This window comes from Mycobacterium sp. AMU20-3851 (assembly GCF_043974665.1).
Classification (GTDB): Bacteria; Actinomycetota; Actinomycetes; order Mycobacteriales; family Mycobacteriaceae; genus Mycobacterium.
On sequence record NZ_CP146371.1, the window covers coordinates 43,547 to 55,995 of the forward strand.

A 12,449-nucleotide genomic window follows, 5' to 3' on the forward strand; every position below is an offset into this window, starting at 1 on the left:
CTCACGATAGGCAAGTGGCTTCTTGCCTGTCAAGGGTGTCAGTCCATCCGGCCGGCGTCGACGAGGCGCACCACCGCCGCACCCTCCTCATCGGAGGCCTCCAGATCGACCTCGGCCAGCAGGGCCCAATCATGGTCGCCGGCAGGGTCATCCAGAATCTGGCGGACGCGCCACACACCGGGTTGACGGTCGATCATCAGCAGCGCCGAGCCGCGGGCGTCCGGGCCGATCCCCACGTCGGCATGCTCGTCGAAGTAGTCCTCGCCGGTTTCCTGCCAGCGCTGGGCGTGCCACCCCGACCCACTGTCCAGCTCGCCCAGCTCGGTCCACCGGCGACGGGCGAACAGCTCCACCCGGCGGAACATCGCGTTGCGCACCATGGCGGTGAACGCCCGCTCGTTGCCGGTCAGCGGCCGCGGGCGGGTCGGCACCGCCACCGGCACGTCGTGCGGCTGGTCGGGGCTGGTCAGTTGTTCCCATTCGTCGAGCAGGCTCGAATCGACCTGGCGGACAAGCTCTCCGAGCCACTCCACGATGTCGTCGAGTTCCTCGCTGCGCGCGGCGGTCGGCACCCCGGAGCGCAGCGCCTTGAACGCATCGGAGAGGTAGCGCAGCACCGCGCCTTCGGACCGGGTCAACCCGTACTGGCTGACGTACTCCCGGAAGGTCATGGCACGTTCCCACATCTCGCGCACCACGGACTTCGGGGACAGCCGGGCGTCTGCGGCCCACGGATTGGTCTGCAGGTACACCTCGTAGGTGTGCGCGAGCAGTTCCGCCAGCGGCTTGGGATAGCTCACCTCGTCGAGCAGTTCGATGCGTTCGTCGTATTCGATGCCCTCGGCCTTCATCGCCGCGACCGCTTCACCCCGGGCCTTGTTCAGCTGCGCGGCCAGGATCTGGCGGGGATCCTCCAGGGTGGCCTCGATGACCGAAACCACGTCCAGGGCATAGGTTTCCGCATCCCGGTCGAGCGTGTCGACCGCGGCCAGCGCGAAGGTGGACAACGGCTGGTTCAACGCGAAATCGGGTGGCAGATCCACGGTCAGGCGGTACCGGCGCCCGTCCGGCAGCGGTTCGGGCAGGCGTTCGAGCACCCCGGCCTGCAGCAGCGAGCGGGCGATGCCGATGGCTTCCCGGATGAGCCGCAGCTGCTTTTTGCGCGGCTCGTGGTTTTCGGTGAGCAGCCGTCGCATCGCCACGAACGGGTCACCTGGCCTGTCGACGACGTCGAGGATCATCGCCGTCGTCACCTTCATGTTGCTGCTCAGGGCTTCCGGCACGGCGTCGATCAGCCGCGTCATGGTCTTCTCACTCCACGGCACCATGCCCTCGGGCACCTTGCGGCGCACCAGCTTCCGGCGCTTCTTCGGATCGTCGGCGACCTTGGCGAACTGTTTGAGGTTCTCCACCTCGTGGTCGGGGGCCTGCACCACGACGGTGCCGGCGGTGTCGAAGCCCGCCCGGCCGGCCCGCCCGGCGATCTGGTGGAACTCGCGGGCGTTGAGCAGCCGGGTGCGGGTCCCGTCGTATTTGGACAGCGCCGAGAACACCACCGTGCGGATCGGGACGTTGATACCCACCCCGAGGGTGTCGGTGCCGCAGATCACCTTCAGCAGTCCGGCCTGGGCGAGCTGTTCGACCAGGCGCCGGTACTTGGGCAGCATGCCGGCGTGGTGCACCCCGATACCGTGGCGCACCAGCCGCGACAGCGTGGACCCGAAGGCCGAAGAAAAGCGGAACGCGCCGATCATCTCGGCGATGGCGGCCTTCTCCTCCTTGGTGCTGACGTTCACACTCATCAGCGCCTGGGCCCGCTCCAGCGCGGAGGCCTGGGTGAAGTGCACGACATAGACGGGTGCCTGCTTGGTGTCCAGCAGGTCGGCGATCGTCTCGTGCATGGCGGTGGTGGCGTAGGAGTAGAACAGCGGCACCGGTCGTTCGGCGCCGGTGACCAGTGCGGTCTGCCGGCCGGTGCGCCGGGTGAGGTCCTCAGCGAGGAAGGTGACGTCGCCGAGGGTCGCGGACATCAGCAGGAACTGGGCCCTGGGCAGCTCCAGCAGCGGCACCTGCCAGGCCCAGCCGCGGTCGGGATCGCCGTAGAAGTGGAACTCGTCCATCACCACCAGACCGATGTCGGCAGCCGCGCCCTCGCGCAGGGCCACGTTGGCCAGGATCTCGGCGGTGCACGCAATGATCGGGGCGTCGGCGTTGACCGCGGCGTCGCCGGTGAGCATGCCGACGTTGTCGGCGCCGAACACCTCGCACAACGCGAAGAACTTCTCGCTGACCAGGGCCTTGATCGGGGCGGTGTAGAAGCTGACACGGTCGGACGCCAGTGCGGCGAATACGGCACCGGTGGCCACCAGGGACTTACCGGAACCGGTCGGGGTGGCGAGGATGACGTTGGAGCCGCTGACCAACTCGATCAGCGCTTCCTCCTGCGCGGGGTAGAGCGCGGTGCCGCCGGCCGCGGCCCATTCGCTGAACGCGGTGAACAGCTTGTCGGGGTCGTCGGTGTCCGCGAGCACAGGCAGGGGTACGGCGTTCATCGTGGCTATCAGCCTGCCATGACCGGTCATTATCAACTACTTGTCATTCGGCCTGAGCGGCGATACCGTCAATCCCATGGCGAGGTTTCCCAAACCAGCAGAGGGCAGCTGGACTGAGCACTATCCGGAGCTGGGCACCGGGCCGGTGTCCTACGAGGATTCGATCAGTCCCGAGATCTACGAGCTCGAGCGCAAGGCGATCTTCAAACGCGCCTGGCTCAACGTCGGCCGGGTCGAACTGCTGCCGCGCAAGGGCAGCTACTTCACCAAGGAGATGAAGGCCGCCAACACCTCGATCATCGTGTGCCGCAATACCAAGGGTGAGGTGAAGGCGTACCACAACATCTGCCGGCACCGCGGCAACAAGCTGGTCTGGAACGACATGCCGCTGGAGGACACCAGCGGGGTGTGCCGCCAGTTCATCTGCAAGTACCACGCCTGGCGCTACGACCTGGACGGCAACCTGACCTACGTGCAGCAGGAGGAGGAGTTCTTCGGCCTCGACAAGGAGCGCTACGGATTGGTGCCGGTGCACTGCGAGGTGTGGGAGGGGTTCATCTTCGTCAACTTCGCGGCCGAGCCCGAACAATCGCTGACCGAGTTCCTCGGCCCGATGATCACCAACCTGGCCGGCTACCCGTTCGACAAGATGACCTCCCGGTTCACCTACCGGTCCGAGGTGAAGGCGAACTGGAAGCTCTACATGGACGCGTTCCAGGAGTTCTATCACGCACCGGTGCTGCATGCGAACCAGACGCCGACGGCCTATTCCAAGGCGGCCGCCCAAGCCGGATTCGAGGCGCCGCACTACCGCATCGACGGGCCGCACCGGCTGGTGAGCACCTCCGGTGTGCGGGCCTGGGAGATGGCCGCCGAGATGCGCAAGCCGATCGAGGACATCTGCCAGAGCGGGCTCTTCGGCCCCTGGGACAAACAGGAACTCGGCCCGATGCCCGACGGCCTGAACCCCGCCAAATGCGATCCGTGGGGCCTGGATTCGTTCCAGCTGTTCCCCAACTTCACCATCCTGTTCTGGGGGCAGGGCTGGTACCTCACCTACCACTACTGGCCGACATCGTTCAACACGCACACCTTCGAGTGCACGCTGTACTTCCCGCAGCCCCGCACCCCGCGGGAGCGCCTCGCCCAGGAACTCGCGGCGGCCTCGTTCAAGGAGTACGGGCTGCAGGACGCCAACACCCTGGAGGCCACCCAGACCAGCATCGAATCCCGGGTGGTGGACGAATTCCTCTACTGCGATCAGGAGATCCTGCTGCGGCACCTGCACAAGGAGACCGCCGCCTGGATCGAGCAGTACCAGAGCAAGACGGCGGGGGTGTGACGGTGCTTCCCGCGGAATTCGCCGACCTGGAACAGTTCTCGGACTGGGTGCTGCCCAACGAGGAGGCCCGGTACAGCAAGCGTCTGGGCAGCACCATGGTCGAGATGCAGGCCTTCTACGACGCCATCACCGCCCGCGCGGAGGAGGCCATCTCCTACTGCGACAAGTTCTCGCTCGACGACATGCCCGAGGATGTACTGAACCTGATGCGCCTGCTGTACTCGATGGTGACGGTGTCGTTTCCGGTCGAATGCTGGAAGCAACCCCGGGTGCCGGATTCGGGGGCCACCAGCCTGGACTGCGTCTACGAGCCCGTTCCGTGATCGTCCTGCGCGCGGCCCGGTGGGCCGACGTCGACACCGGCGAGATCCACACCCCGGCCGTCGTGGTGGTCGAGGGTAACCGCATCACCGCGGTCGATCCGGAAGGCCCACTGCCGGATTCGGCGACCGAGGTCGACCTGGGTGACGTCACCCTGCTGCCCGGCCTGATGGACATGGAACTCAACCTGCTCATCGGCGGCCCGGGTAACCCGGACGGTCTGCCCACGCCGATGCACGGCGTGCAGGATGATCCGGCCTACCGCACGCTGCGCGGTGCGGTGAACGCCCGGACCACCTTGGAGGCCGGGTTCACCACGGTGCGCAATCTCGGACTGATGGTGAAGACCGGCGGTTACCTGCTCGACGTCGCCCTGCAGCGGGCCATCGACCAGGGCTGGCACACCGGCCCGCGGATCTATCCGGCCGGTCACGCCGTCACGCCCTACGGGGGCCACCTGGATCCGACCGTCTTCCAGCGGCTGGCCCCGGGTGTCATGCCGCTGTCGGTGGCCGAGGGCATCGCCAACGGGGTACCCGATGTGATCGCCTGCGTGCGCTACCAGATCCGGCACGGCGCCAAGCTGATCAAGGTGTCCGCCTCGGGCGGGGTGATGTCACACAGCACCGCGCCCGGCGCGCAACAGTACTCCGATGCCGAATTCGAGGCGATCGCCGACGAGGCCCACCGGGCCGGGGTGCGGGTGGCCGCGCATGCCGTGGGCGACACCGCAATTCAGGCCTGCATCCGGGCCGGCATCGACTGCATCGAGCACGGGTTCCTGGCCAGCGACGAGACGCTGCAGATGATGGTCGACCACGGGACCTTCCTGGTGTCGACGACCTATCTCACCGACGCGATGGCGATCGACCGGATCGCACCCGAGTTGCGCAAGAAGGCGCTCGAGGTGTTCCCGCGCGCAAAGGCGATGCTGCCCAAGGCAATCGCGGCGGGCGTTCGCATCGCGTGCGGCACCGACGCCCCGGCGATCCCGCACGGCCAGAACGCCAAGGAACTCGGGGCGCTGGTGGCGCGGGGGATGACCCCGATGCAGGCGATCCGGTCCGCGACCGTCGTGGCCGCCGAGCTCATCGATGCCGAGCACGAACTGGGACGGCTGGCACCGGGGTATCTGGCCGATATCATCGCCGTACCGGGCGACGTTTCCCGGGACATCGCCGCCACGCTGGACGTGCGGTTCGTCATGAAAGACGGCGTGGTCGTGAAGGGCTAGTCGTCAAGAGTCGAGGGATGGGCAGCCGGCATGGAACTCACCGACAACATTCTGTGGCTGCTCAAGCAGGCCTTCTACTTCTCCTTGACGTCGGTCAACGACGCGGTCAAACCGCACGGGGTCAGCACCGCCCAGATCGGTGTGTTGCGGCAGCTGACCAATCAGCCGGGTCTGTCCGGGGCCGAACTCGCCCGCCGGCTGCTGATCAGCCCACAGGGCGTCCAACTGGCGCTCACCGCGCTGGAGCGCCGCGGGCTGGTGGAACGCAAACAGGATCCGCAGCACGGCCGCATCCTGCAGGCCTTTCTCACCGAGGAGGGCCGCGCGGTGGCCGCGGCGGTGGTCAGTGATGCGATCGCCGCGCATGATCAGGTGTTCGGGGTGCTCAGCCGCGAGGAGCAGGAGCAACTGCGGGCCCTGCTGAGCCGGGTGGTCGAGCAGGGCACCGGGCACACGCTGTACGCCGACCACATCGACACCTAGGTGGAGTCGTTTCGTATGACATTGGTCGAGTCGACGTCGACGCGGTCGCCGTGAGCGTCGGTCGGGTGTAGCTGGGCCAGCGTGTGGCCGCTCTCGTCCACGAGAGTGGAGTGCGCTTCGTCGTCGGCGAACGCGTGTCGCTCACCCCACTGGCGCATGGCCACGATGACCGTGAAGAGGTCGCGGCCCGCGTCGGTGAGTACATAGATCTGGCGGCGACCGGATGCTGCCGTCTCTCGCTTGAGGATGCCGTGATCGACGAGGCGACGAAGTCGGTCGGTGAGGATGTTGCGCGCGACCCCGGTGCGTTGCTGAAAGTCGGTGAACGACCGCGCGCTGTCCATCGCGTCGCGAATGATCAGCAGGCTCCACCGGTCTCCGACGAGGTCGAGCGTACGCGCGACCGGGCATGTTGGGTCGGTCCAGGTTCCGTCGTCAACGCGCACGACTGGCTTCATCACGCCTCCGATAAGTTGCATATTGAAACTGTTCTGCCATACTCCAAGCAGTTGCATTTTACTACCGATTGGGGATGGAGTGGGATCCATGCGTGGCCGAAGGATGCTCCTCGCGATGGTCTGTGCCGTCGCCGTCGCGACGATCTACGTCGCCCAGCCCGTCCTCGCGCAGATCGGGCGGGACTTCGGAGTGTCCGAGTCTGACCTGGGGTGGATCGTGGCAGCTGGACAGATCGGCTACCTGGTCGGCTTGGCAGTCCTGGTCCCGTTGGGAGACATGCTGGACCGGCGCAAGCTCATCGGGGGCCAACTCGTCCTCGCCGCGGTCGGCATGCTGGTGGCCGCGGTCGCTCCGACTCTGTGGCTGTTGCTCGTCGGTCTCGCCGCGACGGGTCTGTTCGCCGTCGTCGTACAGACCACCGTCGCAATGGCCGCCGACCTATCGACGCCTACGGAGCGTGGTCGCACGCTCGGAATAGTCACCTCCGGGGTCATCATCGGAATCCTCGGGGCACGTGTCCTGGCGGGGGTACTCGCTGACCTGTGGGGATGGCGAAGTGTCTATGTCGCGCTCATGCTGCTCCTCGTCATGCTCTCGATTGCGGTGCTGAAGCAGCTGCCAGCAGACCACCGGTCGAATCGCCGGACCTATGGCGAGGTGCTGACCTCGCTCGTGCATCTGTTCCGCGAGCCGCTGTTCATCTCGCGCGGGATGATCGCGTTCTTCCTCTTCGCTTCGTTCGGCACGTTCTGGAGCGGACTCGCGCTACCACTGGCTGCCGAACCATGGCAGCTCAGCACGGCGCAGATCGGCCTGTTCGGAATTGCCGGGCTCGCCGGCGCATTGGGAGCTGCACGGGCAGGCCGATGGGCGGACACCGGCAGAGCCAACGCCGTGACCGGCACTGCACTCGCACTGCTGACACTGTCCTGGATCGCAACCGGGCAGGCGACATGGTCACTCTGGCTGGTCGTCGTCGGTGTCATCGTCCTGGACTTCGCGGTTCAGGCCGCGCACGTCAGCAGCCAGTCCCTTCTGTCCGCTGCCTACTCGGACCAGACCAGCAGCGCCATCGGCGGCTACATGATCTTCTACTCGCTCGGCTCCGCCCTCGGCGCGACCGCCACCACCACGATCTACTCCACTTCGGGATGGACAGGATGTGCCGTTCTCGGTGCAAGTTTCGCGTTCTGCGGACTGGTCACCTGGGCGCTCGGCCGGCGTCTAGTACTTGAGAACTATGACAAGTACTTGATAACCTGACCGGGATGACTCTTCCCGACGGCTTCGCCGCGCTGCGCGTCAAGGACGTGGTGCGCGAGACCGACGACGCCATGTCGCTGGTGCTCGATGTCCCGGCCGAACATGCCGCGAGGTTCGCCTACCGGGCCGGGCAGTTCCTCACCCTGCGGGTCACCGTCGACGGTCAGGAGTACCGGCGCTGCTACTCGATGTCCTCCTCGCCGGTGCTGCAGCAGGATCTGCGGGTCACCGTGAAGCGGGACGGCCGCGGCGTCGTGTCCAACTGGCTCAATGACCATGCCGCGCCGGGGGACCGGCTCGAGGTCGGCGCGCCCGAGGGCCGGTTCGTCCGGTCCGAGAACGACCGCGAACTGGTGGCCTTCGCCGGCGGCAGCGGCATCACCCCGGTGTTCTCGCTGATCCAGACGGCGCTGGCGTCGCCGACCGGCCGGGCCCGGCTGCTGTACGCCAACCGGGCCGCCGGGGCGATCATCTTCGAGAGCGCGCTTGCCGACCTGGTCAGCGGGTACGGAGATCGGTTCACCGTGTCCCATCACCTCGACGACGACCGCGGCGTGCTCACCGCGTCCGGTATCGCCGAGTTCCTCACCGGGGTGGACATCGCCGGCGCGGACTTCTACATCTGCGGGCCCGGGCCGTTCATGGACACCGTGGAGGCCGCGCTGCGTGACGCGGGCGTGCCGGCCGATCAGGTGCATCTCGAGCGATTCAGCGTGGCACCGGTGCCGGTCGAGGACAACCCGCTCACCGAGCAGGTGACCATCGAACTCGACCGCCAGGTCGTCACCACGACCTACCGGCCCGGGCACACGCTGTTGCAGATGGCCCGGATGGCCGGCCTGAAGGCCCCGTCCTCCTGCGAAACCGGTTCCTGCGGAACATGTATCGCACAGGTCACCGAGGGCAGCGCACGGCTGCTGAACAACGACGCGCTCGACGAGGACGAGATCGCCGAGGGCTTGGTGGTCACCTGCCAGGCGTTGCCCACCAGTCGCTCGATCCGATTTGTCTACGAATAGATACGAATAGAGGAGCACCGATGAGTCGGGTTGCAGTGGTGACCGGCGGAGCATCCGGCATGGGTGAGGCGACCTGCCACGAACTGGGGCGCCGCGGGCACAAGATCGCCGTCTTCGACATGAATGGCACTGCGGCACAGCGGGTCACCGATGATCTGCGGGCACAGGGTGTCACCGCGGTCGCGGTGACCGGGGACGTCTCGGACCGAGCCGCGGTCGACGACGCGTTCGCCAAGGTCCGCAGCGAGCTGGGCCCGACCTCGATCCTGGTCACCAGCGCCGGACTGTTCGAGTACGCCTCGTTCGCCGAGATCACCCCCGAGGCCTGGACCCGCATCGTGGACGTCAATCTGACCGGTACCTTCCACTGCTGCCAGGCCGCTCTGCCGGACATGGTGGCCGCCGGGTGGGGCCGGATCGTGATGATCTCCTCCTCGAGCGCACAGCGCGGCACCCCGTTCGCCGCGCACTACGCCGCCTCCAAGGGGGCGCTGCTGACCCTGACCAAGTCGCTGGCGCGGGAGTACGCCAGCCAGGGCATCACGGTCAACAACATTCCGCCGTCGGGAATCGAGACACCGATGCAGCACGCCGGCCAGGCCGCCGGCCACCTGCCCAGCAATGAGCAGATGGCCGCCAGCATCCCGGTCGGGCACCTGGGCACCCCGCACGACATCGCTGCGGCGGTGGGCTTCCTCTGCTCGGAGGAGGCCGGATTCATCACCGGGCAGACGCTCGGGGTCAACGGAGGGTCGGTGATGTAGATGACGACACAATGGGCCAAGCCCGTCGAGGGCTCCTGGACCGAGCACTACCCGGAGTTGGGGACCGGACCGATCTCGTTCCGGGACTCCATCTCCCCGGAGTTCTACGAACGCGAACGCGAGGCCGTGTTCAAACGCGCCTGGCTGAACGTATGCCGGGTCGAGGAACTGCCGGAGGTCGGCAGTTACCTGATCAAGGAGATCGAGGTCGTCAACGCCGCGCTGCTGTTGGTGCGCGGCGCCGACGACCGGATCCGGACCTTTCACAATCAGTGCCGGCACCGCGGCAACAAGCTGATCACCGCAGCCGGGTCCGGGCGGGTCGAGGAGATCGTGTGCCCGCAGTGCGGATGGCGGTATGCGTTGGACGGCAGCCTCGTTCACATCCCGGACCACGCACAGTATTTTGACTTGGACACCGCCGACTACGGTCTGGTCGAGGTGCACTGCGACGTGTGGGCGGGCTTCGTGTTCGTCAACTTCGACACCGTGCCCCGCCAGAGCCTGCGCGAGTTCCTCGGCCCGATGGTGACCGGCCTGGACGACTACCCGTTCGGCAAGCTCACCGAGCGCTACGACTGGGAGGCGCACAACAACAGCAACTGGAAGATCTTCGCCGACGCCTTCCAGGAGTACTACCACGTGCCCTCGCTGCACACCCAGCAGGTGCCCTCGGAGGTGCGCAACCCGGGAGCGGGTTTCACCTGCGGGCATTTCCAGCTCGACGGGCCGCACCGGCTGGTCTCGACCGCGGGCACCCGGCGCTGGCTGCTGGCGCCGGAGTACATGTACCCGATCGAGCGGGCCACCCAGAGTGGTCTGGTCGGGCCTTGGCGCACACCGGATATCGGTGAACTGCCGACCGGGCTGAACCCCGGGGGGATCGAGCCGTGGGGGATCAGCAACTTCCAGATCTTCCCGAACCTGGAGATCCTCATCTACGGCGGCTGGTACCTGCTGTACCGGTACTGGCCCACGTCCTACAACACCCACCGGTTCGAGGCGTTCACCTATTTCCATCCGGCCCGCACGGTGCGCGAGCGCATCGAGCACGAGGTGGCCGCGGTGGTGCTCAAGGAGTTCGCGTTGCAGGACGCCGGCATGCTCGGTGGCACCCAGGCGGCGCTGGAGTATGACGTGATCGACGACTTCCCGGTCAATGATCAGGAGATCCTGGTCCGGCACCTGCACAAGGTCGTGGTCGACTGGGTAGGGCGGCCCTGATGAGCGTCAAACGATTGCCGAGCGCCTTCGCCGATCTGGAGGAGTTCGCCGACACCTGGTGCCTGCCAACCGAAACCGAGCGCTGGGACCAGCGGTTGTCCAGCTCCATGGGGGAGATGCAGGCCTTCTACGATGCGTTCTTCCCGAGGCTGGAAGACGCCATCGAGTACTGCGACAAGTTCTCCCTCGACGAACTGCCCGAGGACGCGCTCAACCTGCTGCACCTCATCTACTCACTGATCATGGTCGCGATGTCGATCGAGATCATGCATCAACCCGCCCCCGTGGACGCAGCCGACGCGGTGATGATCCGCACCGGCGAACCCCGGCCCTAGGAGAGGACACGCCATGAGTGTGCTGACCATCAACAAGCTGACCGATTCGGTGGGCGCCGAGGTCGTCGGGGTCGACGCCGACGCGCTGGCCCACGACGACGGGCTGGCCTCGGCGGTCCTGGACGCGCTGGAAGACAACGGGGTCTTGGTCTTTCACGATCTGCACCTGCACGAGGACCCGCAAGCGCAGGTGGCGTTCTGCGAGCGGCTCGGGGAGATCGACCGGTCCGCCGACGGTCACCACCCGGTGTCCGGCATCTACCCGATCACCCTGGACAAGACTAAGAACAAGGCCGCCGAGTACCTGAAGGCGACCTTCGACTGGCATATCGACGGTTGCACACCGACGGCGCCGGACGAGTGCCCGCAGAAGGCGACGGTGCTGTCCGCGATTCAGGTGGCCGCCCGCGGGGGCGAGACCGAGTTCGCGAACTCCTACGCCGCATACGAGACGTTGAGCGAGAAGGAGAAGCAGCGTTACGCCGGGCTGCGGGTGGTGCACTCCCTGGAGGCCTCGCAGCGACGGGTCTACCCGGATCCCACCCCGGAACAGCTGGAGCGTTGGCAGGCCCGCCCGACCCACGAGAACCCGCTGGTCTGGACGCACCGCAACGGACGGAAGTCGTTGGTACTGGGGGCCTCCGCGGACTACATCGTCGGGATGGATCGGGACGAGGGCCGCGCGCTGCTGGGCGAGTTGTTGGCGCATTCGACCACCGTCGACAAGGTGTACAGCCACAAGTGGTCGGTGGGGGACACCGTGATCTGGGACAACCAGGGCGTGCTGCACCGGGCGGCGCCGTACGAGCCGAACTCGCCGCGAGAGATGTTGCGCACCACCGTGCTCGGTGACGAACCCATCCAGTAGCGCGCGTCAGGGCCGGTTGCCGCCCTCGGGCTGTCCCGGGATCCACGCGAGGATGTCCCGCATGCCGTCGTTGTAGACGACGCTGAACGGCATGTCGGGGCCCACCGCGTCGAAATAGAGCTTGCCGGTCACGCTGCCGCCGGGCCCGATCTTTCCTCCGAGGCCTGGCGACAGAATCAGCGGGAACAGGGTCGAGTTCTCCGCGCGGGCGTTGAACCGGTGGATCATGGGATCGACCTCGACCCCGAAGGTGTCGACGGTCAGCATGGCCTCGTACAACTGGCCGCGGTGCGGTATCGGATCGGAACTCGGCCTCAAGTCCTTGACGGTGTAACCGATGGATGGCGCCCCGGTCCAGTCGAGTATCCGCATCTGTTGACCGAACGGCTTGACGTTGTCGACCGCGGATGCCGGCCCGGCGGCGACGGTACCGACGCTCAGCAGGAGCACGGTGGCGGCGATGGCCCCCGCCCATTTTCTGATGTTCACCTTTGTCTCCCCTCATTGGTGTGCATTCATAAGGCGAACGCTACGCGCGGAATGGAGAAACATCCCCGTCGATTAGTGCACCTAAACGGCCGGTAC

The 12,449-nt window shown here is 66.6% G+C and carries 13 protein-coding genes; 10 read left to right on the forward strand and 3 right to left on the reverse strand.

Annotated features, from left to right (window positions below):
- Nucleotides 1-38 precede the first annotated feature (38 nt).
- Entirely contained in the window at nucleotides 39-2,552 is a 2,514-nt protein-coding gene (locus tag V4U86_RS00215) for a DEAD/DEAH box helicase (RefSeq protein ID WP_395309313.1), read from the reverse strand.
- Between the two features lie 76 nt (nucleotides 2,553-2,628).
- Between V4U86_RS00215 and V4U86_RS00220 the strand changes: the two genes are divergently transcribed.
- The 4 genes from V4U86_RS00220 to V4U86_RS00235 are packed head-to-tail and all read left to right on the forward strand — an operon-like array spanning nucleotide 2,629 to nucleotide 5,932.
- Nucleotides 2,629-3,894, forward strand: coding sequence for an aromatic ring-hydroxylating oxygenase subunit alpha (locus V4U86_RS00220; RefSeq protein WP_395309314.1), 1,266 nt, complete (start codon nucleotides 2,629-2,631; stop codon nucleotides 3,892-3,894).
- Nucleotides 3,891-4,217 carry a hypothetical protein gene (locus tag V4U86_RS00225; RefSeq protein ID WP_395309315.1) on the forward strand — a complete coding sequence of 109 codons (327 nt, stop codon included), beginning with the start codon at nucleotides 3,891-3,893 and terminating at the stop codon, nucleotides 4,215-4,217. Before V4U86_RS00220 ends, V4U86_RS00225 begins: the two co-directional genes overlap by 4 nt.
- Nucleotides 4,193-5,449 (forward strand): metal-dependent hydrolase family protein, encoded by a 1,257-nt coding sequence (locus tag V4U86_RS00230; protein WP_395312263.1) that lies wholly within the window; start codon nucleotides 4,193-4,195, stop codon nucleotides 5,447-5,449. The genes V4U86_RS00225 and V4U86_RS00230 overlap by 25 nt, the downstream gene beginning before the upstream one ends.
- A 30-nt stretch (nucleotides 5,450-5,479) precedes the next feature.
- Nucleotides 5,480-5,932 carry a MarR family winged helix-turn-helix transcriptional regulator gene (locus V4U86_RS00235; RefSeq protein ID WP_395309316.1) on the forward strand — a complete coding sequence of 151 codons (453 nt, stop codon included), beginning with the start codon at nucleotides 5,480-5,482 and terminating at the stop codon, nucleotides 5,930-5,932.
- Here the strand turns inward: V4U86_RS00235 and V4U86_RS00240 are convergent.
- Entirely contained in the window at nucleotides 5,929-6,390 is a 462-nt protein-coding gene (locus tag V4U86_RS00240) for a winged helix-turn-helix transcriptional regulator (protein WP_395309317.1), read from the reverse strand. The genes V4U86_RS00235 and V4U86_RS00240 overlap by 4 nt on opposite strands.
- Before the next feature lie 103 nt (nucleotides 6,391-6,493).
- Between V4U86_RS00240 and V4U86_RS00245 the strand changes: the two genes are divergently transcribed.
- Genes V4U86_RS00245 through V4U86_RS00270 form a run of 6 tightly spaced genes read left to right on the forward strand, consistent with a single transcriptional unit; the run spans nucleotide 6,494 to nucleotide 11,864 of the window.
- Nucleotides 6,494-7,654, forward strand: a complete 1,161-nt coding sequence (locus tag V4U86_RS00245; protein WP_395309318.1) for an MFS transporter — start codon at nucleotides 6,494-6,496, stop codon at nucleotides 7,652-7,654.
- A gap of 5 nt (nucleotides 7,655-7,659) precedes the next feature.
- Nucleotides 7,660-8,673, forward strand: coding sequence for a 2Fe-2S iron-sulfur cluster-binding protein (locus V4U86_RS00250; RefSeq protein WP_395309319.1), 1,014 nt, complete (start codon nucleotides 7,660-7,662; stop codon nucleotides 8,671-8,673).
- A gap of 20 nt (nucleotides 8,674-8,693) precedes the next feature.
- Entirely contained in the window at nucleotides 8,694-9,437 is a 744-nt protein-coding gene (locus V4U86_RS00255; protein WP_395309320.1) for an SDR family NAD(P)-dependent oxidoreductase, read from the forward strand.
- Nucleotides 9,438-10,661 carry an aromatic ring-hydroxylating oxygenase subunit alpha gene (locus V4U86_RS00260; protein ID WP_395309321.1) on the forward strand — a complete coding sequence of 408 codons (1,224 nt, stop codon included), beginning with the start codon at nucleotides 9,438-9,440 and terminating at the stop codon, nucleotides 10,659-10,661.
- Nucleotides 10,661-10,996 carry a hypothetical protein gene (locus V4U86_RS00265; protein ID WP_395309322.1) on the forward strand — a complete coding sequence of 112 codons (336 nt, stop codon included), beginning with the start codon at nucleotides 10,661-10,663 and terminating at the stop codon, nucleotides 10,994-10,996. Before V4U86_RS00260 ends, V4U86_RS00265 begins: the two co-directional genes overlap by 1 nt.
- A gap of 13 nt (nucleotides 10,997-11,009) precedes the next feature.
- The gene (locus V4U86_RS00270; RefSeq protein WP_395309323.1) at nucleotides 11,010-11,864 is read left to right on the forward strand and encodes a TauD/TfdA dioxygenase family protein; all 855 of its coding nucleotides are present in this window, start codon (nucleotides 11,010-11,012) and stop codon (nucleotides 11,862-11,864) included.
- 6 nt (nucleotides 11,865-11,870) lie between these two features.
- Here the strand turns inward: V4U86_RS00270 and V4U86_RS00275 are convergent, their stop codons facing one another.
- Complete coding sequence (locus V4U86_RS00275) at nucleotides 11,871-12,353, reverse strand: DUF1942 domain-containing protein (RefSeq protein ID WP_395309324.1); 483 nt, start codon at nucleotides 12,351-12,353, stop codon at nucleotides 11,871-11,873.
- Between the last annotated feature and the right edge of the window lie 96 nt (nucleotides 12,354-12,449).